Origin of the sequence: Rhodococcus sp. C-2, assembly GCF_027854095.1 — a bacterium.
Lineage (GTDB): Bacteria > Actinomycetota > Actinomycetes > Mycobacteriales > Mycobacteriaceae > Rhodococcus_F > Rhodococcus_F qingshengii.
Genome location: NZ_JAQGFI010000004.1, coordinates 430,313 through 451,180 on the forward strand (window position 1 = coordinate 430,313; position 20,868 = coordinate 451,180).

The window sequence follows — 20,868 nt, forward strand, 5'->3', positions numbered from 1 at the left end:
AGCGCTGGTCACGCTCGATCACAGACTCGATCGATGATCGCCGCAGTCTTGCGGACGTACGGTTGGCGGACGACGTCTTCGTGGCACGCGTCGACGTCCTCGAAATCCAGTGAGCCCGTGGCAATGAGTGACCAGATCTCGCGTCCACGGTTGTTGGTGGCCCCACGGATCACGGTGACGGGCGCGGCGCATGCTCGTATTCGATGCTTCCGGAGCGCCTGGCCTCCGATGTAGAGGAACACGGTCCACTGGGTGGCCGGCGGGTACTGCAGAATGCCGGCGAACAGCGTGCGGATCCACATGGCCGCGACGGTGCGTCTGGTCGGCTTCCAGCGGGCATTGGTGGATGGTTGTGGTGCAAGGTCGACGATCGACGGATCCAAAGTGATGCCCGCTCGACCAGCCAGTCGTGCGGCAGCCTCGGTGGAGATTCTGGTGTCGAGAACGGTGACGTGTTCGACAGTGTCACCTGACTCGGACAGCTGTGCCGCCATTTCCAGCGCCACGTAGCCGCCGTACGAGTATCCGGCGAGGAGGTATGGCCCGGTGGGCTGAATCTTCTTGATTTCGAAAATGAAACGGCGGGCGCTTGCTTTCACCGACCGGTCGGGTAGTCCGCGAGATTCGAAGCCGTGTGGCTGAAGTGCGTAAACCGGCCGATCGGTGTGAAGCGCTTTCGACAAGGTGGACAGCGTCGTCGATGGGCACCCCGCTCCGTTCATGATGAACAGCGGTCGCCCGGAGCCTTCGAGCTTCAGTGGCACCATCGTGTTGTGACAGACGCGATCATCGGGATCGATTCTGCGCCGATCCACCAGCGCTGCAAGGTCTTTGACGGTACTGGCGGCCGCGAACTCCGCCGCCGTGATCCGGATCCGGAACATGTCGTGAATCTTTGCCACCACTTCGGTTGAAGCAAGCGAATCGCCGCCGAGTTCGAAGAAGTCGTCCTCACGGTCGATGGAGTCGATACCGAGAATCGACTCCCAGATCGAGGACAACCACAATTCGGCGGGCCCGGCGAGAGTCGGTGGAGTGGACCGCACCTGGACGGAGGGCAGCGCTGTTCGATCGACCTTTCCTCTTTCGTTGCGGGGCAACGCCGGCATCAGAACAAAATGTCGGGGGAGCATCCAGGCCGGCAGATATGTCGCCAATTCGCGCCGCATCTCGGCGCCCGACCGTGCCATCACGGCTTTGGTCAGGACCACGTAGGCGACGATCTCCGGTCGATCGTTCTCGAGGACGACGGCCACGAAAACATCGGCGACGCCTGGAATTCGACGAATATGCGCCTCGACTTCCATCGGCTCCACCAGGTAGCCCCGAATCTTGACGGCGTCGTCGACGCGTCCCCGCAGTTGCAGTTCTCCGCGTTCGTCGATGCGGCCCCGGTCACCGGTCCGGTAGATGCTCACTCCGTCGCCCAGTCGCGTGAATCGTGTTGCAGTTCGATCCGGGTCGCCGTGGTATCCGTCGGCAAGATCACTGGAGACAACCTGAATCTCTCCGATCTCTCCGTCGGGGAGAGGCACGCCGTTCACATCGACGATCTGTACGTCCTTGCCGTCGCGAGCACGTCCGGCCGGTACCACTCCGACGGGTAGTTCGGGATGTGGTGGGAACGCGTTGTACGCGACGACACCGGTCTCGGTGGTGGCCAGCCAGTTGACGTACGTGACGCGAGCGAAGCCGTGACTGCGATGGCGCGCGTAGTCCTCGCCGTGAACTGCTTCTCCGTACGTTACGACGACGCGTAGGGAACCGATCGAATCATCATTTGCTGCACCGCAATCGAGATCTGACCACGCCCGCAGAAAAGACGGCGCACAGTGCGTGGTCGTGATCGAATTCTCGATCAGCCAGTCGTCGATTCCCGAGACGCCGTCGATACGTGGATCCCAGCAGTAGACCGTGACTCCGTTCATAAGCCCCATGATCAGGGCCGTGATTCCGGCTCCGAAACTGACGGGCAACAGGTTCCCGATGTGATCGTCGGGTCGCAGGTCGATTGCTGCGGCGAGTTCGTCGGCCTTGTTCAGGCACATGGAGTGGCTCAACACGACTCCCTTGGGTGCCCCGCTGGTGCCTGACGTGAACGCGATCATTGCAGGGTCGGAACTCGATGGTTCCAACGCGCTGTCGAATCTGAAGCCCGTCGCAGCAGACTCGTCGAGTATCGACTGCAGCGGGACTGCACCCGAGGTGCTCATGATGTGCGCTCGGCGGGCCTCGGGGAGTTGTGGGTCGATCATGACCAAGGGCCGACCGGAAATCAGAGTGGCGAGGATGGCGGGCACCGACTCGGCCGTTGGTTCGAGATCGACCGCAACCGGGCGTGCCCCGTGTGACCCACGTAGGCGAAGTTCGCGGACCAATGCGTCGGTCCGGAGTTCGAGTTCGGCGAAAGTGATCCGGTCGCGCGGAGTCACGACGGCAACGGCGTCGTGCTGCATAGAGGTGACTCGGCGCCACCTCGACTCGATCGTCTCGTCGATGACTGCATAGCGAGTGCGTTCTAGACCTAAGTCGACAACCTTCATCACAGTACCTCCGTCCGACTTTCAGCTATCTTTTAGCAAAGACTACATAAGGTTTGTGAAGTAGGTCCATAACAAACCAAAAGTAGTTTTACATACCGCCCCATCCTCCAGTCCGTCAGCTCCGAATGTCTTGAGAAACCAATGCCGATCGAGCGTTGTACAGACGAGGAGCAGTGACATGAAGTGGTCGGGGCGAAGTGCGATTGCGATTGCGGGAGTGTGCGCCGCAGCGACGATGTTTTCGGGAACCGCGCAGGCGAGCCCACTCTGGGAACCCTTGCAGCCGGTGGCGAACCTGGACGTCGCGCGCTACGTAGGGGAATGGAACCACGTGGCGGCGATTCCTCAGCCCTTCAACCTCGCGTGCGCGAAGGACACCCGGGCGAGTTACGGGATTGTCGATTCCACGAACGTGAGCGTGAAGAACACGTGTACGACGTGGACCGGTCAAGCCAACGAGATCGTCGGGAATGCCCGAGTTACCGATCCAGCAACGGGTGCCCAGTTGCATGTGAGCTTCCCCGGGGTGCCCTCACAGGAAAGCTTGGACGGCCCACCCAACTACATCGTCACCTACATTGCCGACGACTATTCGTGGGCACTGGTGGGCGATCCGCTCAGGCTTTCCGGGTTCGTGCTCTCACGGTCGGCGGTCATCGACGCGGCAGGCTGGAGTGAGATCCGCCGGGTCGCCGAATCCCGTGGATACAACGCATGCACGATCCTGACGTCACCGACCACCGAGGGCACGTCGGACATCCGTCCGCTCTGCACGGTGTGAGTCTGCTGTCAGCGTGAACCTTCCGGAGCCACACTCCACTACGATCACTGATCGGTACGTGTGGTTTCGGAAGGTTGTGTGGTGGCGAAGAAGCAGATTTCCGTAATAGTCGTCGCAGGCTTTCTCGGTTCGGGCAAGACGACGCTGCTCAACCATCTTCTGCGTAACAACGACGGTGTACGCATCGGCGTGATCGTCAACGACTTCGGATCCGTCAACATCGACTCGATGATGGTCGCCGGTCAGGTCGATTCGATGCTCTCTCTCAGCAACGGCTGTTTGTGCTGCGCTGTCGACGTCTCGGACATGGACGAGATGCTGAACAAGTTGGCGCACCGGCAGTCCGGGATCGACGTGATCGTCATCGAGGCCAGCGGGCTTGCCGAGCCGCGGAACATGATTCGACTCGTCCTCGGAAGTGAGAACCCGTCTGTCGTCTACGGCGGCCTGGTGGTCCTGGTCGACGGAGCCAATTTCTCCACCGTTCGCCGCGAACATCCCGAGCTCGATCAACATGTCCGCCTGGCAGACCTGGTGGTAGTCAACAAGATCGACAGCGTTCCGGTCGCCGAACGCGAGCGATTCACGGCCGAAATTCGTAAGTTGAATCCGCGAGCGCCGATGGTGGAAACCTCGCACTCGCGGATAGACCCCGCTCTGTTGTTCGATACCGGCGAGGTGACCCCTCCGGCTCCGGGCGATCAACTGAGCCTCGACGAGCTCCTGCGCGACGGGCACGACGACGATCACGAGGACGGCTCGTGTCATCACGATCACCTGCACCACCGCTACGAATCGGTTGATTTCGCATCGGAGACGCCTCTCGATGCCAGGGCCTTGACGCACTTTCTCGAGAATCAGCCGTCGGGTGTTTACCGCATCAAGGGCTTCGTGAACTTCGAGATTCCGGGCTACACAGGAAAATTCGAGATCCAATCGGTGGGTGATCATGTCCGGATCACGCCGCTGCGATGGAAGTCGGGCGAACCTCGAACCACGCAACTGGTCGTGATCGGCACCGGGATGGATTCGGGGGCGGTCGGCAGCGCGCTCCGCGCCTGCATGCGCGAAGAAACGGTCGAACCGCACCCCGACGCCATGCTGGGATTGCACCGCTATACCGTCGGGGCGTGAGTGAATCAGCTGTATCCGTGTACGAAGCGATTCGGCGACGCCGAGACGTTCGCGCCGAGTTCTCGGGAGAGATCGTCCCCGACGAAACTCTGATGCGCATTCTCGACGCCGCCCATCGCGCGCCGAGCGTGGGAAACACGCAACCGTGGGATTTTGTCGTCGTTCGTAATCCGGAGACGCTCGACACCTTCGCGGCACACGTCGCCGATGCCCGGGTGAAATTCGCGCAGTCTTTGCCCGAGGATCGCCGCTCGACGTTCGACCCCATCAAGATCGAGGGAATCGCCGAGAGCGGTACCGGCATCGTCGTCACTTACGACCCGTCGCGCGGTGGTCCGAACATCCTCGGCCGTCATACCGTCGACGACACCGGACTGTTCTCGGCGGTACTGGCAATTCAGAATTTGTGGCTCGCCGCGGTAGCCGAGGAGATCGGCATCGGCTGGGTTTCGTTCTACGACGAGAAGTACCTCACCGAACTCATGGGCATTCCGTCACCCGTTCGCCCCATTGCGTGGCTGTGCGTCGGGAAGGTGACCGAGTTTCAACAGGTTCCGGATCTCGAACGCTTCGGATGGCGACAGCGCCGGCCATTGGCCGACGCTGTCCACTACGAAACCTATTGAGTTGTACCGGGGGCCTAGCGTGCGGGACGGCCACCGGTGGAGCCTGCGGTGCGAGCGCCGCCGCCGGTGCGGGGACGGCGAGCGCCACCACCGGCATGTTCCTGACGGGCAGCTCCGCCGGTGCGAGCACCGCGTGACTGACCGCCCTGTCCGGAGCGAGCCTGACCCGAACGTGCTGCGCCGCCGCGTCCACCCTGGCCGGCGGGACGCTGTCCGCGTCCGCCGTTGGGCTGGGCAGGAGCCTTCGGAGCCGGCGTGACGTGCGGTGCGATGTCGCCGACCAACTTGACGACGTGCTCGGAGTTGGCAGTCGAACGGACCGGGGTCACCTTGATGGCTGCCTTGCGCATGAGGATCGCAAGATCCTTACGCTGCTCGGGCAGAACCACGGTGACCACGTCGCCGGCGCTGCCTGCGCGAGCGGTGCGACCACTGCGGTGCAGGTAAGCCTTGTGCTCGGCCGGCGGATCGACGTGGACGACCAACTCGACGTCGTCGACGTGGACGCCACGCGCTGCGACGTCGGTGGCGACGAGGACGCGCGCTTCACCGGCGGAGAATGCCGCCAGGTTACGGTCGCGAGCAGCCTGCGAGAGGTTGCCGTGAAGGTCAACGGACGGGATGCCCGACTCGGTGAGCTGGCGAGCCAACTTGCGAGCCTGGTGCTTGGTGCGCATGAACAGGATGCGACGACCGGTACCGGAAGCGAGCTTCTCGACCAGAGCCTTCTTGGCTTCGACGCCGTCGACGTCGAACACGTGGTGCGTCATTGCGGCGACGGGGGAGTTGGCCTCGTCGACCGAATGCATGACCTCGTTCTTGAGGAAACGCTTGACGAGCTTGTCGACGCCGTTGTCCAGCGTTGCCGAGAACAGTAGACGCTGCCCGTCCTGCGGGGTGGACGAGAGGATGCGGGTGACGACGGGCAGGAAGCCGAGGTCGGCCATGTGGTCAGCCTCGTCGAGCACGGTGATCTCGACGGCGTCGAGACTGACGAACTTCTGCTTCATGAGGTCTTCGAGGCGACCGGGGCAGGCGACGACGATGTCGACTCCGGCCTTGAGAGCCTGAACCTGGCGGTGCTGCGAGACACCACCGAAGATCGTGGTCACGCGCAAGTCGTATGCGGCGGCCAACGGTTCGAGGGTTGCGGTGATCTGGGTGGCGAGCTCACGCGTGGGTGCGAGCACCAGGCCGAGCGGTCGACCCGGACGACGCTTTCCTCCGGACAGTTCGCCGGCGAGGCGGGAGACCATGGGGATGGAGAACGCGAGGGTCTTGCCGCTTCCGGTCTTTCCGCGGCCCAGTACGTCGCGCCCCGAGAGAGTGTCGGGGAGGGTGTCGATCTGGATCGGGAACGGAGAAGTGATTCCGCCGTCTTCGAGAGCTTTCACCAGCGGTGCGCGCACACCGAGGGCTGCGAAGGTGGTAGCGGGCGTAGAGATGTCAGACAAGTGTGTTCAGAGCCTTTCGGGCACGTGTTCGTGCCCGGATGCCGACACGGGAATTAACCGGTCGAACAATCAAGCACAGTGGTGGCGGCGCTGCCGGTCGGCAGGCTTCTTCGCCGTAAGAAGAGCGGGTGCATTGAGCACTCAGCAAGAAAATTTGCGTTCTACGACGCTGGATGCCCGATTTCAGGCACCTAGTGATCGCAACTCTACCTTCCCGGAGCGTTCGACCTACAACCCGACCCATTCGGAGACGCCGTTCGCGAAGTGTTGCCGCTTCCAGATCGGTACCTCGTGCTTGATGCGCTCCACCAGTTCGGCGCACGCGGCAAACGCCTCCGCTCGATGCGGCGCGGCGACGGCGGCGACCAGTGCGAGGTCGCCGATCTCGAGGTGACCGACGCGATGGATCGCGGCAACCGGCAGGCCGGTCGAGGCCGCAACCTCTTGGCAGCACGTCTCGAGGAAGCGTTCGGCATCCGGATGCGCTTGGTACTCCAACGCCGAAACCGCTTGACCTCCATCGTGATTGCGCACCGTTCCCGTGAACACCACAACAGCGCCGTTCTTCGGACCGGCAACGGCGGCGTCGACGGTGTCTGCGTGAATCGGTTGCTCGGAGATCCGAGCCAGTAGCTCACTCATCGTGCGCTCCTCCGCCTGCGACCTGCGCGAGCAGGTGATCGATGATGGGTTCGAGGACGGCGAGACCGTCCTTCACTCCACCGGGAGAACCCGGAAGATTGACGATGACCGTCGTACCTGTGAGACCTGCCACACCACGGCTCAGCGACGCGTGCGGTGTCTTCTCGAGGCCCTTGGTCCGGATCGCTTCTGCGACGCCGGGCAACTCACGGGTCAAGACTGCCCGGGTAGCTTCCGGGGTGGCGTCCGTGGGGGAAGCCCCGGTGCCGCCGGTACTGATGACGAGTGACGGGGAGCCCTCCTTGGCGTCAGCGATGCCCGCCGCGATGTCTGCGTCGGCGTACACAAGCGGTCCACGTACCTCGAAGTCCCGTTCACGTAGCCAGGTCGCGATCGTGGGTCCGGTGGTGTCGGGTCTGGTGCCGTTCGCACCGCCGGTGGAAGCCACGAGGACGGTCGCGGACCGTGCCGAGGTGAAGGTGTGCGCCGGAGCTGTCTGTGCGTTCTGAGTGTCGCGGGTCCAATGTCCGCGCTTACCACCGTCTTTGGTGAGCAGACGAACACCGTTCATGGTAGCTCCGGGGTCCACCGCTTTGACCATGTCGTGCAAGGTCAGGCCGGCTACCGCGACGGCGGTGAGTGCTTCCATCTCGACGCCGGTCTGTCCGCGAGTCTTCGCCGTCGCCTCGACGGTGATCGATGTTTCGGTGAACCCGAATTCCACCTTGACCGACGAGAGCGCGAGTTGATGACACAGCGGGATCAGTTCGGAGGTCTTCTTCGCACCGGCGATTCCGGCGATGCGCGCGGTGGTGAGGACATCAGCCTTGGGCATGCCGTCGGCGCGGACGAGGCGAACTACCTCGGCGGTCGTGACGAGTTCGCCGGCGGCGACGGCGATACGCGTCGTCTCGGCCTTGGCGCTGACGTCGACCATGCGCGCTCGGCCCTCGCTGTCGACGTGTGTCAATTCGGTCATCAGTGTCCTTTGAATCAGATCGAGTGAATCAGATCGAGGAAGTCGAGAGCGGGACGACGTCGACGAGATCGCCCGCGCCGAGCTCGGTCACGGCGGCGGGGATGTCGATCAGGACGTCGGCCCACGCCATGGCTGCAACAAGGTGCGATCCGGGTCCGGCAACGAGTTCGATTCCGTCCGCAGTTCTGCGTGCCCGCAGGAACTGCCGCTTGCCATCCACCGAACGCAGCGGTGCAGTAAGTGGCAGCCGTTCGCGCGGGATCTCGGGCAGACCCGCGGCCCGGCGCAGTTCGCCGCGGGCGAAGACCTCGAACGAGACCATCGTGCTGACCGGGTTGCCCGGGAAACTCAGGACCGGCACTTCGTTCACCACTGCAGTGCCTTGCGGACCACCAGGTTGCATTGCGACGTGGCCGAAGTGTGCTCCCAGAGGCGTGAGAGTTTCCTTCACCACCTCGAAGTCGCCCATGGACACTCCGCCGGAGGTGAACACCAGATCAGCGACCGAGGTTGCGTACGAGAGCAATTCGCGGAACTCGGCGGGGTCGTCGCTGCTTCGGGCGACGGATACGACATCGGCGCCGTTGGCTTCGGCCAATGTTGCCAAAGCTGGACCGTTGGAATCGTAGATCTCACCGGGTTCGAGAGTTGTTCCGGCACTTTTCAGTTCGGCGCCCGTCGTAATTATCGCGACCCGTGGCTTCGTGTAGGTGTCGAGCGAGGCCAAGCCCACAGCACTCAGCGCGGCGATATGGCGAGGTTCCAAGTGCGTTCCGGCCGTGACCAGTAGCATTCCGGCGGTGATGTCGCTGCCACGTTCGCGTACGAATTCGCCTACCGACCTGCCCCGTTCGATCGTGACGACGTGCTCGGTGACACCCGTTGTGTCCTCGACCGGAACAACGGCGTCGGCACCCTCGGGGAGCGGAGCACCGGTCATGATGCGAAATGCCGATCCTGGAAGGTGTTTCGGTGGTTTTCCGCTTCCAGCGGCGATCACGCCTCGAACCGTCAGTGTGGTCGGAACCGAGGCCACAGAAGCAGCATCGACGGCATACCCGTCCATCTGCGAGTTGCGGAAGAGTGGCAGGTCTACCGGCGATGCGATATCCGAGCAAGTTATGCGCCCCAACGCTTCTGCCGTCGGAACTGCCGTCGGAGAGAGGGTGTGCAGGCCGGTGAGCAATCCGGAGATGTGCGACGCGTGTTCCTCGACCGAACGCGCGCTCATGACAGTAACCTCGACAACCTCGACATGTTTTGATCCTAGGCGGTGTGGTCCGTCCGACACACGGAGTACGGCTTTCGGTCATACTGGAGCAATACGGAAGTTGGTGAAGTGATGACAGTGGTCTCGATGGGAATTCCCACCGTGCGGTTCGACGCTGCCTCCCTCGCCGGTCGTCCCGAGACGGATCTCCTGGTCGACAGGTTCGGGCGTGTTGCCAGAGATCTGCGAGTCTCGATCACCGAGAAGTGTTCACTTCGTTGCACGTATTGCATGCCGGAGGAAGGCTTGCCGGCCATCGCTGCGGAAGATCTTCTGAGTGCCGACGAGATCATTCGAGTAGTCGGAATCGGCGTCGAACGAGTCGGTATTCGCGAGGTGAGATTCACCGGCGGCGAACCGCTGATGCGTAGTGACCTCGAAAAGATCATCGGGGGGTGCGCCGCGCGCGTGCCAGGAATTCCACTTTCCATGACTACCAACGCCGTTGGGCTCGAACATCGTGCGGCGAAGTTGGCTGCAGCTGGTTTGACTCGCATCAATGTTTCCCTGGATTCGGTTGATCGCGCCCATTTCGCTGAATTGACGCGTCGAGACAGGTTGCCGTCCGTTCTCGCGGGAATTCGAGCGGCAGCTGCGGCCGGGCTCGCGCCACTGAAGATCAATGCGGTGCTGATGCGTGAAACGCTCCACGGCGCGGCGGATCTTTTGCAGTGGTGCCTCGAAGCCGGCGTCGAATTGCGCTTTATCGAGCAAATGCCTCTGGACGCAGACCATGCATGGGCACGCGAGAACATGGTGACCGCGGCTGAATTGTTGTCCGTTTTGGGAAGCCGTTTCGAATTGGAAGCAATCGGCCGTGAAGATCCGTCGGCTCCTGCCGAAGAATGGCGCGTCGACGGGACCACGATGACGGTAGGGATCATCGCTTCCGTGACCCGCTCGTTCTGCAGTGAATGCGATCGGACGCGAATGACCGCAGAGGGAACAATTCGGTCATGTTTGTTCAGTGACCGTGAAGTTGACCTGCGTGCCGCGCTCAGGGCTGGAGCAAGCGACGACGAACTAGCGGATTTGTGGCGCGGTGCGATGTGGAACAAGTGGGCAGGGCACGGCATCGACGCCGCGGACTTCGTTCCGCCGGAAAGAAGTATGGGAGCGATTGGTGGCTGATCCGCATTCGATCTCGGTTCGTTACTTTGCTGCTGCAGCGGATGTATCCGGTTGCCGTAGCGAGGTAGTCGCCATCTCGCCTGACAACACACTTGCCGAGTTGGTGGCGGTGCTGGTCGGGCGATACGGACCGGAGATGGAGCGAGTGCTGTCGGTCTCGGCTTTCCTCGTCGGTGACGAGTTGACCCGCGACGTCTCTCGAGCCTCCGGTAGCGCTGTCGATATTCTTCCGCCTTTCGCTGGAGGCTAGTCCGAGAATTGCCGGCGTAGCTATTTGTGGGCTGCCGACGTATTGTCCTTTTTCGGGTTTCCGGTCCAAATATTCATATCTTGATCGCTCCAGCTCAAGTGGCATCTATCTCCGTTTTCTCCATTGTTGGTCAATTGTCCAGCATTGGTCGTTTTGTTTAGTTTCTCCTACTTTTGGGGGAGCGAATGCACTTCGAATTGCCAAGGTGAATTGTCATCTGTTTGGATGACAAAAGAAATACCTTCGCTGTTGGTAATTGTCGACATGTGTTAATTTTGGCGCAATTCCACTCGGGATATGTGAAAGGTATTTCAATGTCGATTAATTCCACGCGCCGTGTCGGAGTCGTCGTAGCGCTCCTCGGGGCAGCTGCACTCACCGCTCCGGCAATTGCTACTGCGCTTCCGTCCACCGGTTCTCTCGGCTCTTCTGCGCCGGAAGCCTCGTGCTCGACCCTGTCCACCGAAGCGACGCCGAACGGGTGGGGCATCCCGTTCACCGACGAGAAGGATCAGACCGCGTCGTATTCGGCCGACAACGTTCTCGACAAGGACGGTTCACTGAAGCTGGCCGTCGACGGTACCGGCGATCGTTCGGTTTCCTACCATTCGGCCGGCGGTATCAAGTTGTCCGACGCAGTCGGCAAGGCGATCGGCTTTGCCGAGCGCGCCGCCACGCCGACTGCGGCGTTCCAGCTCCGCCTCACCGGAACGACCGGCGGAAAGTTCGAGAACGGATTCACCACCCTGGTGTGGGTCCCGGGACCCGACGCCACGCCGACGGCTGACGGCGGCGTTCACGCGGATCTCCAGAAGGGCGTGTGGTGGAGCACTCAGAACATCGACGGCGCCAAGGACCGCGTGTCAGTGCCTTTGGCTGACATCGTCGCCGCGAACCCGAACGCGGTAGTCGACCACTACGGCGTCAGTGTGGGCACCGGTTCCGCCGCCACGTCGACGCTGGTCGATGCAGTGCAGTTCAACGGATGCACCACCAACTTCGCGAAGAAGGATCCGGCTTCGGGAACGGGTTCGCTGGGCGACGTCTTCGGCAGCCTGTTCGGTAGCTAGTCGCTGGTAAGAGCTCTGGTAGGAGTTACTTCCACCAGTCATCGAGGGGTGTGACCGGCACCGTGCGCTTGTGACGAGTGTTGGTGAACATCTTCTCGAGCTTCTCGGCTACCTCGGAGGAAACGTCCTTTCCTTCGAGGTAGTCGTCTATCTGTGAGTACGTGACGCCGAGGGCAACTTCGTCGGGTAGCGCGGGTCGGTCGTCCTCGAGGTCGGCGGTCGGCACCTTGCGCCACGTGCTCTCGGGTGCGCCCAATTCCTGCAGCAATGCAGCGCCCTGGCGTTTGCTCAAGCCGGTGAGCGGCGTGATGTCGACACCGCCGTCACCGAATTTCGTGAAGAAGCCGGTAATCGCTTCTGCGGCGTGGTCGGTACCGATCACGAGGTAGCCGAGCTGACCGGCAATCGAGTACTGGATGACCATTCGTTCGCGCGCCTTGATGTTGCCGCGGACGAAGTCGCGTAGTTCGCCGTTTCCCAGCGCCTCGGAGGCCTCACGGGCCGTGGCGTCGGCGCCAGGCTTGACGTTGACCGTGAGAGAGCGGTCCGGCTTGATGAAGCCGAGCGCGATCTGAGCGTCGGATTCGTCGGCCTGAGCGCCATAGGGGAGTCGAACGGCGACGAACTCGGCCTCGTGGCCTTCTTCGCGAAGTTCCGTGACCGCGCGTTGGGCGAGGGCTCCGGCGAGCGTGCTGTCCTGACCGCCGCTGATTCCCAGAACGAACCCTTTGGCGGGGGTCGAGCGCACGTAGTCCTTCAGGAACTGGACTCGCGCGCGAACCTCCGCTGCGGCGTCGATTGTCGGCTTTGTGCCGAGTTCTTCGATGATGCTTTCACGCAGTGTGGCCATGAATGGACTCTAGCGATGTGAGCAGGCGCGTGCAGTGCCACCGTATCCGGGGCGGTACGGTCGCGCACATGAGTGCGAACAACGTTCTGGTGGTCAGTGCGACGAAGTCGGAAGCGGCATACGTGCCGCAAGGATACGAACTGCTGATCACGGGGATTGGAAAGGTCAGTGCTGCAACAGCAGTCGCCTCTGCTCTCGCGCGGTACGAGCGGGATGATCTGCCGCTGGTCGTCAACATCGGGACAGCCGGTGCGCTGCACGCGCACCACGGCGGCCTCTATGTTCCCGGCGTCGTCATCAATCACGACATCAGCAGCACCGCGATCCGAGCGCTGGGGCACGACGTCGCGGACCGTTTGGTGCTCGCCGGCGGTGACGACTCGGTGTTGGCGACCGGCGACGCATTCATCGCCGACGCTGCAACCCGGGACGCCCTTGCGCAGCGAGCCGATCTGGTCGACATGGAGGGATTTGCCATCGCATTCGCCGCGCAGGCAGCGGGTGCTACCTGCCGACTCGTCAAACACGTCAGCGATCACGCGGACGACTCGGCCTTGGACTGGCCCGCGATGATCGATGCCAGCGCCCGCGAGTTGGGGCGCTGGCTGCTCGACAACGTCTGATCGAGCCTGCAGCGTCTGGTCAAGCCTGCGCAGTCAGTATCAATCCGGTGTCGTCGGGCTTGCGCAGGGTCAGCGTGTCGGCGTCGACGGTGTAGCTCACTTCGCCGTCGAGCACCGCCAGTATCTGGCGCTCGATGTCCATGTTCTCCTCGGGGCAAGCCATACGCGTGGTTGCCATCGGCGTGAACGTGACTGTGGTGTCGGACGTCTGGGCGCTTCCGGTCATGCGATTGCATCCGGTGCTCCCGCTGACCGAACCGTCTGCGGCAATCGTCAGTTCGGGAGCTGACGTCTCCAGAGCCAGGCTCGTACTGATCGCATCGGGACTGATGAGGGACGTGACAGTCCACGTCGTGCCCTGCAGCGGTCGATCCGGCGTGACGATTTTCTTGTCCTGCAGGGTGACTGTGGCGTCCTTCGATGTCAGGACGAGGGTGTCGCCGTCGAGGCTCCACGCCGGCGCGGCGGTCAGCAATGTTGTTGTCCAGGAGTCGGACTCGGCGATGCCGGGAGGGCAGCCCATCATGGTCGACGCCATGGTGCCGGTGGTCAGCGTGCCGTCGTTGAACTCGACCGAACCGTTTGCCGTGTTGCATCCGGCGCTCGCGGACACTCGACCGGCCTGGCTGAAGTCGAGAGTCAGCGGGCCGCCGCCGGGAATTTGTGTTCCATCCACGGAGGTCGAGATGAACACACGACCGGAGGGATCCGTCTTGTCTTCGGGGGAGTCGGACGAAGCGGAGCAACCACTTACCGCGGCGATGGTCAGGAGGCCGATGACGGCTGCAGCGATGCGCATGGGCTCACATTAAGTGGTGGGACGGATCTGGGGAGTCAACATCGAGTAACGCGCCGGGCAAGGTCTTCCCAGCCGGCCGCCAGGCGCTCGGTGGTCATCCCGAGATCGCGCACCTGATGAAGGACGAGCGACGCTTCGAGCGGTGCCAACAGTGCTGAAGCGAGCAGATCGAGGTCGCCCTCGACGCCGGCTCCTCGAAGAAGCCCGATGACGTGAGCGATGCCGAGAGCCCGGGCCGGACCGCCGAAGCGGTATTCAGGAGCGTTTTCCGCCGCTCGGAGGACTTCGCCCTGTACTTCCACCATGGCAATCCTGGCTCGTCCGAACGCGATGAGGCGCTCGATCGGCGGCGCGCCCGGACCCAACGGTGGGGGGCCGAACATGAATGCCTGCTGCAGTTCTCGCTCGGTGTGATCGAGCAGTGCCTGCATCAGTCCCGATCGATTGCCGAAGCGCCGAAAAACTGTGCCCTTGCCCACACCGGCCCGGCACGCGACAGCGTCCATCGTCACCGCGTCGACACCTCGCTCGGCAACGAGGAGGGCTGCGGCGTCGAGCAGAAGTACGCGGTTACGTGCTGCGTCACCGCGCTCGACCGGCGCGGCGCCGATCTGGGGGAGGGGGATTGCGCTCACGGGATCAGGTTACAGGGCCGGGGAATGTAAGTGGACCGCGGTCCGTTTAGTTGATATAACTTTCAACCGGAGCCACCAACCGCACCACTCTCGAAGGAAACTCGCTATGTCACAGACCAATGTTCTCGTTCTCGTCGGCAGCCTGCGCGCCGGATCCGTCAACCGCCAGCTTGCCGAGACAGCTGTGTCCGCCGCACCCGAGGGTGCCACGCTGACGGTCTTCGAAGGCCTCGCCGACGTCCCCTTCTACAACGAAGACATCGACGTCGAGGGTGCTTCCATCCCCGCTGTCGACGCACTGCGCTCCGCTGCGAGCGACGCGGACGCGTTCCTGCTCGTCACCCCCGAGTACAACGGCACCATTCCCGCAGTTCTGAAGAACGCCATCGACTGGATCTCGCGTCCGTACGGTGTCGGTGCAGTCAAGGACAAGGCTGTCGCAGTCATCAGCGCTTCGCCCAGCGGCAACGGCGCCAAGTGGGCACACGAAGACACCACCAAGGCGGTCCGTATCGCCGGCGGCAAGGTCGTCGAGGACACTGCACTGAGCATCGGTGGAACCGGCGCACTGTTCGGTGAGCTGCACCCGCGTGAGAACGCAGAGGTGCTCGCTCAGGTCTCCAAGGTCGTCTCCGACCTCGTCGACGCCGGCAAGCAGCTCGTCAACGCGTAATTCGTTTCACGAATGAGGGCCATGCCGGAAGGTGTGGTCCTCACTCGTATGCGCGCTAGAGCCCTTCGCGTTCCATCGCGTCGTCGACCGCGTCCCGAACCGACTCGAAATCCTTGCCGGCCATCATCGCTTCGCCCATCGCAGCATCGATACGGTCGGCGACGGCGGCGTACCGACGCTCCCAGTTCTCCTTGTCCTCCCGCCAGTAACCCATCACGTGCATGCGGGTTGCCGGGATTTCCCATGTTCGACGCAGGTGAGTGCGGATGCGTCTGGCGGCCGCGGCCTCGACTGCACACCAGATGTAGCCCTCGCCGGGGGGCAGGGGAGCGCCGGCCAATTCGGCGAGCAGCGAGTCCGATTCCTCGATCCATCGGTAGTGAGCGTCGGCGCGCGTCGTGAACGTCTGCTGTTCACTCGGCGCGGGTACCTGCGCGATGACGTGGATCGGTAGACCGTCGGGTGCTTCTTCGAGAATTCGCCCGATCGCGGGCAGAGCGGCGTGATCGGCGACCATCAGCAGCCAGTCGCAACCTGCCGGCGGCGTGAACCACCCGCTCGCCGTCGAGAGGTGAACGGTCTCGCCCGGTTGCGCAGTCGCGGCCCAGAGTGCCGCGCCGCCGTGGCCGTGGAGAACGAAGTCGATCTCCAGTTCGTTCTTCGACGGCTGCCAGCGCCGGACGGTGTAACTACGGGCGTGAGGGGGATCGAGGGGGAATCTGACGAGCACCCGTTCGTCGGGGCTCCCGCTCGTCTCGAAGTCGCTCAGGCCCTCCCCACCGAAGGTGATTCTGCGCATCAACGGTGTCACCTGCTGTGTTCTCGTCACGGTTGCCTCGTGGCGTGGAGCCTCGTCCTTCGGGGGTGTTTCCACGACGCTCATGGTAGGTCCGTGGCGCGGCTCCGAGAGGCTGGCGAGCACAAAAAGAAACTGTGACGCGCGACACGCCGACGCGCCGGGAAATGAAGGCGCTGAACTGGGGCGACCTGGGAATTCCAACGATGTGACTCACAACATCTCGCGTTATGTGTTTCTGTCGGCCACTAGGTGTAGTGTCTTGAGCACTGAGAGACCACAACGCGGAACGCCTCGAGCGAGACTCCGGCAATCGGTCGTATCGGTGCTGAACATCACTACATCGGCCTTTGTTGGCTAAGCGAAAGAGGGACTCTCATGAGCATCACCGTCTACACCAAGCCCGCTTGCGTTCAGTGCAATGCCACCTACCGCGCCCTGGACAAGGCCGGTCTCGAATACAACGTCATCGACATCACCGAGGATGCCGAAGCCCGCGACTACGTCATGGCTCTCGGGTACCTCCAGGCACCCATCGTGGTTGCCGGTGAAGATCACTGGTCGGGCTTCCGTCCCGATCGCATCAAGACCCTGACCGTCGCTGCTTGAAGCGCCGCAGTGTCGGCGGTGGACACCTCCGCCGACACATCTGAGTAGTTCCGGGCACCGTACAAGAAAATGGTGACAACCGATGACTTCGCTGGTCTATTTTTCCAGCGTGTCGGAGAACACCCACCGATTCGTTCAACGTCTCGGCCTGCCTGCGACACGTATACCTATCCATGACCGTGACGGCTCATTTCGTGTAGACGAGCCCTATGTGCTGATTCTGCCCACCTATGGTGGCGGGGTCACCGTGACAGGGCGCGACACCAGTTATGTACCGAAGCCGGTCATTCGTTTTTTGAACAATCCACACAACAGGTCGTTGATCAGAGCAGTGATCGCGGCGGGAAACACCAATTTCGGTGAGTCCTTTTGCTATGCAGGAAACATCATTTCCCAGAAATGCCACGTTCCTTTTCTGTACCGGTTCGAACTCATGGGCACTGCCGAGGACGTCGACCGGGTACGAGAAGGCTTGGGGGAGTTCTGGAATCATCTCGAAACAGAGAAGGAGCACGGGCAGTGGCGCCAACCATCACTGACACGATCGCGGCAGGAAGCGTAGAGCGTGATGCGCGCGGCGGCGATTCCACCAACGGTCTCGACTACCACGCACTCAACGCCATGCTCAACCTGTACGGCGCCAACGGTGAGATCCAGTTCGAGATGGATGTCGCTGCAGCCCGTCAGTACTTCTTGCAGCACGTCAACCAGAACACCGTGTTCTTCCACAACCTCGACGAGAAGCTGGACTACCTCGTCGAGGAAAACTATTACGAGCCCGAGGTTCTCGATCAGTACTCACGTACTTTCGTGAAGTTCCTGATCGATCACGCGTACGCCAAGAAGTTCCGCTTCCCGACGTTCCTGGGTGCATTCAAGTACTACACCTCCTACACGCTCAAGACCTTCGACGGTAAGCGCTACCTAGAGCGTTTCGAAGATCGTGTCTGCATGGTTGCGCTCACCCTGGCCGCAGGCAACGAAGACCTGGCCGTCGAACTCGTCGACGAGATCATCGCCGGACGCTTCCAGCCCGCCACCCCGACGTTCCTGAACTCGGGCAAGAAGCAGCGCGGTGAGCCCGTGTCCTGCTTCCTGCTTCGTATCGAAGACAACATGGAGTCCATCGGTCGCTCCATCAACTCGGCACTGCAGCTGTCCAAGCGCGGTGGCGGAGTTGCCTTGCTGCTCACCAACGTTCGTGAGCACGGCGCCCCGATCAAGAAGATCGAGAACCAGAGTTCGGGTGTCATCCCGATCATGAAGCTTCTCGAGGACTCGTTCTCCTACGCCAACCAGTTGGGTGCGCGTCAGGGCGCCGGTGCTGTGTACCTGCATGCGCACCACCCCGACATCTACCGGTTCCTCGACACCAAGCGTGAGAACGCCGACGAGAAGATCCGTATCAAGACGCTCTCACTCGGCGTCGTGATCCCGGACATCACGTTCGAACTGGCGAAGAAGAACGAGGACATGTACCTGTTCTCGCCGTACGACGTCGAGCGCATCTACGGAGTTCCGTTCTCCGACATCAACGTCTCCGAGAAGTACTACGAGATGGTCGACGACAAGCGAATTCGCAAGTCCAAGATCAAAGCTCGCGAGTTCTTCCAGACCGTCGCCGAATTGCAGTTCGAATCGGGCTACCCCTACATCATGTTCGAGGACACGGTGAACCGGGCGAACCCGATCGAGGGCAAGATCACGCACTCGAACCTGTGCTCGGAGATCCTGCAGGTTTCGACGCCTTCACTGTTCAACGACGACCTGTCCTACTCGAAGGTCGGCAAGGACATCTCCTGCAACCTGGGTTCTCTGAACATCGCGAAGACCATGGACTCGCCCGACTTCGCCAAGACCATCGAAGTGTCGATCCGCGGATTGACGGCGGTGTCCGACCAGACGCACATCTACTCGGTGCCGTCGATCGAGCAGGGCAACAACGACTCTCACGCCATCGGCCTCGGTCAGATGAACCTGCACGGATACCTCGCTCGTGAGCGGATCTTCTACGGCAGCGAAGAAGGCATCGACTTCACGAACATCTACTTCTACACCGTGCTGTTCCACGCACTGCGTGCGTCGAACAAGATCGCCATCGAGCGCGGCTCGTACTTCAAGGGTTTCCCGGAGTCGAAGTACGCCTCGGGTGAATTCTTCGACAAGTACACCGACCAGGCTTGGGAGCCTGCAACCGACAAGGTTCGCGGACTCTTCGCCGATGCGAAGCTGCACATCCCCACCCAGGACGACTGGCGTGAGCTGAAGGCTTCGGTTCAGAAGCACGGTATCTACAACCAGAACCTTCAGGCCGTCCCGCCGACCGGCTCGATCTCGTACATCAACTACTCCACCAGCTCCATCCACCCGGTGGCGTCGAAGATCGAGATCCGCAAGGAAGGCAAGATCGGCCGCGTCTACTACCCGGCGCCCTACCTGACCAACGACAACCTGGAGTACTACCAGGATGCCTACGAAATCGGGTACGAGAAGATCGTCGACACCTATGCTGCCGCAACGCAACACGTCGACCAGGGCCTGTCGCTGACGCTGTTCTTCAAGGACACCGCAACCACCCGCGACATCAACAAGGCGCAGATCTACGCGTGGCGTAAGGGCATCAAGACGCTGTACTACATCCGTCTGCGTCAGATGGCACTCGAAGGCACCGAGGTCGAGGGCTGCGTTTCCTGCATGCTGTAGAGGCTCCGCCCCCGTGCGCCTTTTCGGTAGTGGTTACTACCGAAAAGGCGCACAGGGGTATCAGGCCGGCGGACGGCCGGGACCGTGCATCTTGCCGGCATTCTTCGGCATACGACCGTGTTCGGTGAGTGCGCGCCGAAGGAGAAACTCGATCTGGGCGTTGGTACTTCGGAGATCGTCGGCCGCCCAGCGGGCAAGCGCGTCGTGCACCGCAGGATCCAACCGAAGCAGGATCTTCTTACGCTCCGATCTCGGAGCTGGATCCGTGGCCATGTGGCCTTTCCTTTACTGGTAGAGCGAACCGGTGTTGAGCACCGGTTGTGCGTCGCGGTCGCCGCACAGCACGACCAGAAGGTTACTGATCATCGTGGCCTTGCGTTCCTCGTCGAGTTCGACGACGTGCTTTTCCTCGAGCTGCTTGAGTGCCATGTCGACCATGGACACCGCACCTTCGACGATTTGCTTGCGGGCGGCGATCACTGCACCCGCTTGCTGGCGCCGAAGCATCGCGCTGGCGATCTCCGGTGCATACGAGAGCCGGTTGATGCGTGTCTCGATAACTTCGACACCCGCAGCACGTACGCGGGCGTGAACCTCCTCCGACAAGGTGGTGGTGATGATATCGGCGTTCTCGCGCAACGAGACTCGGCCTTCGGCGTCGTACGGGTAGCTACCGGCGATATGGCGGACGGCCGCCTCGGTCTGTACGGAGACGAACTCCTCGTAATCGTCCACCTGGAACGAGGCGAGCGCTGTGTCGGCCACCTGCCAGACGACCACCGCCGAGATCTCGATGGGATTGCCGTCGGCGTCGTTCACTTTCGCCTGACCGGTCTCATGGTTTCGGATGCGCGTCGAGATCGATCGACGGACCGTCAGCGGGTTTGTCCATCGCAGTCCCGGCGTGCGCAAGGTGCCGCTGTACGAGCTTCCGAGAAGTTGCAGAACTCGGGCTTGATTCGGTTGCACCAAGGTCAGGCCCATCAGGAGGGGGAGTGACGCGATGAACAGCACCACTCCGACCGGAATCAGGGCGAAGAGTCCCAGAACTCCGCCAACGACGGACAGCGCGATTCCGGCCAGGAAGAGAAGGACGCCGCCGAGGAGCATCCAGCTGCCGGACAGGTCCCAGCCTGGGCGTTCGGCGATCGTTGTGGTGGCGACACCGGTCGGTTTCTCGGCCACGGTGGGTGTGCTGGTCATGCGAGACTCGCTTTCCATCGGTAAGTGATATTTAATTGATATCACATTTTTTGTACTCGTGGAGGGGCGCGTGCGACACATGTTGTTGTGTTGGCAT

General features: G+C 62.0%; 22 protein-coding genes. 11 read left to right on the forward strand and 11 right to left on the reverse strand.

Annotated features, from left to right (window positions below):
- Positions 1-8: 8 nt before the first annotated feature.
- Entirely contained in the window at positions 9-2,543 is a 2,535-nt protein-coding gene (locus tag PCS43_RS11165; RefSeq protein ID WP_270923032.1) for an alpha/beta fold hydrolase, read from the reverse strand.
- A gap of 178 nt (positions 2,544-2,721) precedes the next feature.
- Between PCS43_RS11165 and PCS43_RS11170 the strand changes: the two genes are divergently transcribed.
- From PCS43_RS11170 to bluB, 3 genes are all read left to right on the forward strand, one after another.
- Complete coding sequence (locus PCS43_RS11170; protein WP_270923033.1) at positions 2,722-3,324, forward strand: lipocalin family protein; 603 nt, start codon at positions 2,722-2,724, stop codon at positions 3,322-3,324.
- Between the two features lie 81 nt (positions 3,325-3,405).
- On the forward strand, positions 3,406-4,458 hold the full coding sequence (locus tag PCS43_RS11175; protein WP_209908305.1) for a CobW family GTP-binding protein: 1,053 nt from the start codon (positions 3,406-3,408) through the stop codon (positions 4,456-4,458).
- Positions 4,455-5,084: a 5,6-dimethylbenzimidazole synthase gene (gene bluB / locus PCS43_RS11180; RefSeq protein ID WP_007731309.1), complete on the forward strand. Its 630-nt coding sequence runs from the start codon at positions 4,455-4,457 to the stop codon at positions 5,082-5,084. Before PCS43_RS11175 ends, bluB begins: the two co-directional genes overlap by 4 nt.
- A 14-nt stretch (positions 5,085-5,098) precedes the next feature.
- On the opposite strand, the gene PCS43_RS11185 is transcribed toward bluB, so the two are convergent.
- The 4 genes from PCS43_RS11185 to PCS43_RS11200 all read right to left on the reverse strand — a co-directional run bounded on the left by PCS43_RS11185 (position 5,099) and on the right by PCS43_RS11200 (position 9,390).
- Positions 5,099-6,538 carry a DEAD/DEAH box helicase gene (locus PCS43_RS11185; RefSeq protein WP_042450056.1) on the reverse strand — a complete coding sequence of 480 codons (1,440 nt, stop codon included), beginning with the start codon at positions 6,536-6,538 and terminating at the stop codon, positions 5,099-5,101.
- 228 nt (positions 6,539-6,766) lie between these two features.
- Complete coding sequence (locus PCS43_RS11190) at positions 6,767-7,180, reverse strand: molybdenum cofactor biosynthesis protein MoaE (protein WP_003944730.1); 414 nt, start codon at positions 7,178-7,180, stop codon at positions 6,767-6,769.
- The gene (gene moaCB, locus PCS43_RS11195) at positions 7,173-8,159 is read right to left on the reverse strand and encodes a bifunctional molybdenum cofactor biosynthesis protein MoaC/MoaB (protein WP_047271627.1); all 987 of its coding nucleotides are present in this window, start codon (positions 8,157-8,159) and stop codon (positions 7,173-7,175) included. Before moaCB ends, PCS43_RS11190 begins: the two co-directional genes overlap by 8 nt.
- Positions 8,160-8,187: 28 nt before the next feature.
- Positions 8,188-9,390, reverse strand: coding sequence for a molybdopterin molybdotransferase MoeA (locus tag PCS43_RS11200; RefSeq protein WP_003944714.1), 1,203 nt, complete (start codon positions 9,388-9,390; stop codon positions 8,188-8,190).
- A 111-nt stretch (positions 9,391-9,501) separates the two neighbouring features.
- On the opposite strand from PCS43_RS11200, the gene moaA reads away from it, so the two are divergent.
- The 3 genes from moaA to PCS43_RS11215 all read left to right on the forward strand — a co-directional run bounded on the left by moaA (position 9,502) and on the right by PCS43_RS11215 (position 11,880).
- Complete coding sequence (gene moaA / locus PCS43_RS11205) at positions 9,502-10,560, forward strand: GTP 3',8-cyclase MoaA (protein ID WP_007731315.1); 1,059 nt, start codon at positions 9,502-9,504, stop codon at positions 10,558-10,560.
- A complete protein-coding gene (locus PCS43_RS11210; RefSeq protein ID WP_003944706.1) occupies positions 10,553-10,810 on the forward strand; it encodes a MoaD/ThiS family protein in 258 nt (85 codons plus the stop codon). Before moaA ends, PCS43_RS11210 begins: the two co-directional genes overlap by 8 nt.
- A 314-nt stretch (positions 10,811-11,124) precedes the next feature.
- Positions 11,125-11,880 (forward strand): hypothetical protein, encoded by a 756-nt coding sequence (locus PCS43_RS11215; RefSeq protein WP_003944763.1) that lies wholly within the window; start codon positions 11,125-11,127, stop codon positions 11,878-11,880.
- Positions 11,881-11,905: 25 nt separating this feature from the next.
- Here the strand turns inward: PCS43_RS11215 and nadE are convergent, their stop codons facing one another.
- Complete coding sequence (nadE, locus tag PCS43_RS11220; protein WP_042450051.1) at positions 11,906-12,730, reverse strand: ammonia-dependent NAD(+) synthetase; 825 nt, start codon at positions 12,728-12,730, stop codon at positions 11,906-11,908.
- A 68-nt stretch (positions 12,731-12,798) separates the two neighbouring features.
- Between nadE and PCS43_RS11225 the strand changes: the two genes are divergently transcribed.
- Positions 12,799-13,353 (forward strand): nucleosidase, encoded by a 555-nt coding sequence (locus tag PCS43_RS11225; RefSeq protein WP_003944766.1) that lies wholly within the window; start codon positions 12,799-12,801, stop codon positions 13,351-13,353.
- A 19-nt stretch (positions 13,354-13,372) separates the two neighbouring features.
- Here PCS43_RS11225 and PCS43_RS11230 read toward each other — a convergent pair whose 3' ends face one another.
- Positions 13,373-14,152: an META domain-containing protein gene (locus PCS43_RS11230; protein WP_007736061.1), complete on the reverse strand. Its 780-nt coding sequence runs from the start codon at positions 14,150-14,152 to the stop codon at positions 13,373-13,375.
- Positions 14,153-14,187: 35 nt separating this feature from the next.
- Complete coding sequence (locus tag PCS43_RS11235) at positions 14,188-14,787, reverse strand: TetR/AcrR family transcriptional regulator (protein WP_003944690.1); 600 nt, start codon at positions 14,785-14,787, stop codon at positions 14,188-14,190.
- A gap of 106 nt (positions 14,788-14,893) precedes the next feature.
- On the opposite strand from PCS43_RS11235, the gene PCS43_RS11240 reads away from it, so the two are divergent.
- Positions 14,894-15,460 carry an NAD(P)H-dependent oxidoreductase gene (locus tag PCS43_RS11240; RefSeq protein ID WP_030534957.1) on the forward strand — a complete coding sequence of 189 codons (567 nt, stop codon included), beginning with the start codon at positions 14,894-14,896 and terminating at the stop codon, positions 15,458-15,460.
- A gap of 55 nt (positions 15,461-15,515) precedes the next feature.
- On the opposite strand, the gene PCS43_RS11245 is transcribed toward PCS43_RS11240, so the two are convergent.
- Positions 15,516-16,343: a siderophore-interacting protein gene (locus PCS43_RS11245; RefSeq protein WP_209908307.1), complete on the reverse strand. Its 828-nt coding sequence runs from the start codon at positions 16,341-16,343 to the stop codon at positions 15,516-15,518.
- A gap of 291 nt (positions 16,344-16,634) precedes the next feature.
- On the opposite strand from PCS43_RS11245, the gene nrdH reads away from it, so the two are divergent.
- The 3 genes from nrdH (at position 16,635) to nrdE (ending at position 19,568) form a co-directional block, all read left to right on the forward strand.
- Complete coding sequence (gene nrdH, locus PCS43_RS11250; RefSeq protein WP_003944717.1) at positions 16,635-16,865, forward strand: glutaredoxin-like protein NrdH; 231 nt, start codon at positions 16,635-16,637, stop codon at positions 16,863-16,865.
- Between the two features lie 82 nt (positions 16,866-16,947).
- A complete protein-coding gene (nrdI, locus tag PCS43_RS11255) occupies positions 16,948-17,427 on the forward strand; it encodes a class Ib ribonucleoside-diphosphate reductase assembly flavoprotein NrdI (protein ID WP_003944767.1) in 480 nt (159 codons plus the stop codon).
- Positions 17,385-19,568: a class 1b ribonucleoside-diphosphate reductase subunit alpha gene (gene nrdE / locus PCS43_RS11260; protein ID WP_003944756.1), complete on the forward strand. Its 2,184-nt coding sequence runs from the start codon at positions 17,385-17,387 to the stop codon at positions 19,566-19,568. Before nrdI ends, nrdE begins: the two co-directional genes overlap by 43 nt.
- A 60-nt stretch (positions 19,569-19,628) precedes the next feature.
- Here the strand turns inward: nrdE and PCS43_RS11265 are convergent, their stop codons facing one another.
- Both PCS43_RS11265 and PCS43_RS11270 read right to left on the reverse strand, forming a co-directional pair.
- Positions 19,629-19,841 carry a hypothetical protein gene (locus PCS43_RS11265; protein ID WP_003944723.1) on the reverse strand — a complete coding sequence of 71 codons (213 nt, stop codon included), beginning with the start codon at positions 19,839-19,841 and terminating at the stop codon, positions 19,629-19,631.
- A gap of 12 nt (positions 19,842-19,853) precedes the next feature.
- A complete protein-coding gene (locus tag PCS43_RS11270; protein WP_003944699.1) occupies positions 19,854-20,771 on the reverse strand; it encodes an SPFH domain-containing protein in 918 nt (305 codons plus the stop codon).
- Between the last annotated feature and the right edge of the window lie 97 nt (positions 20,772-20,868).

Coding starts and splice junctions, on each gene's coding strand:
- PCS43_RS11165 (WP_270923032.1), bottom strand. CDS start 2,543: ATGAAGGTTGTCGACTTAGGTCTAGAACGCACTCGCTATGCAGTCATC.
- PCS43_RS11170 (WP_270923033.1), top strand. CDS start 2,722: ATGAAGTGGTCGGGGCGAAGTGCGATTGCGATTGCGGGAGTGTGCGCC.
- PCS43_RS11190 (WP_003944730.1), bottom strand. CDS start 7,180: ATGAGTGAGCTACTGGCTCGGATCTCCGAGCAACCGATTCACGCAGAC.
- moaCB (WP_047271627.1), bottom strand. CDS start 8,159: ATGACCGAATTGACACACGTCGACAGCGAGGGCCGAGCGCGCATGGTC.
- PCS43_RS11200 (WP_003944714.1), bottom strand. CDS start 9,390: ATGAGCGCGCGTTCGGTCGAGGAACACGCGTCGCACATCTCCGGATTG.
- moaA (WP_007731315.1), top strand. CDS start 9,502: ATGACAGTGGTCTCGATGGGAATTCCCACCGTGCGGTTCGACGCTGCC.
- PCS43_RS11215 (WP_003944763.1), top strand. CDS start 11,125: ATGTCGATTAATTCCACGCGCCGTGTCGGAGTCGTCGTAGCGCTCCTC.
- nadE (WP_042450051.1), bottom strand. CDS start 12,730: ATGGCCACACTGCGTGAAAGCATCATCGAAGAACTCGGCACAAAGCCG.
- PCS43_RS11225 (WP_003944766.1), top strand. CDS start 12,799: ATGAGTGCGAACAACGTTCTGGTGGTCAGTGCGACGAAGTCGGAAGCG.
- PCS43_RS11230 (WP_007736061.1), bottom strand. CDS start 14,152: ATGCGCATCGCTGCAGCCGTCATCGGCCTCCTGACCATCGCCGCGGTA.
- PCS43_RS11240 (WP_030534957.1), top strand. CDS start 14,894: ATGTCACAGACCAATGTTCTCGTTCTCGTCGGCAGCCTGCGCGCCGGA.
- PCS43_RS11245 (WP_209908307.1), bottom strand. CDS start 16,343: ATGAGCGTCGTGGAAACACCCCCGAAGGACGAGGCTCCACGCCACGAG.
- nrdH (WP_003944717.1), top strand. CDS start 16,635: ATGAGCATCACCGTCTACACCAAGCCCGCTTGCGTTCAGTGCAATGCC.
- nrdI (WP_003944767.1), top strand. CDS start 16,948: ATGACTTCGCTGGTCTATTTTTCCAGCGTGTCGGAGAACACCCACCGA.
- PCS43_RS11265 (WP_003944723.1), bottom strand. CDS start 19,841: ATGGCCACGGATCCAGCTCCGAGATCGGAGCGTAAGAAGATCCTGCTT.
- PCS43_RS11270 (WP_003944699.1), bottom strand. CDS start 20,771: ATGACCAGCACACCCACCGTGGCCGAGAAACCGACCGGTGTCGCCACC.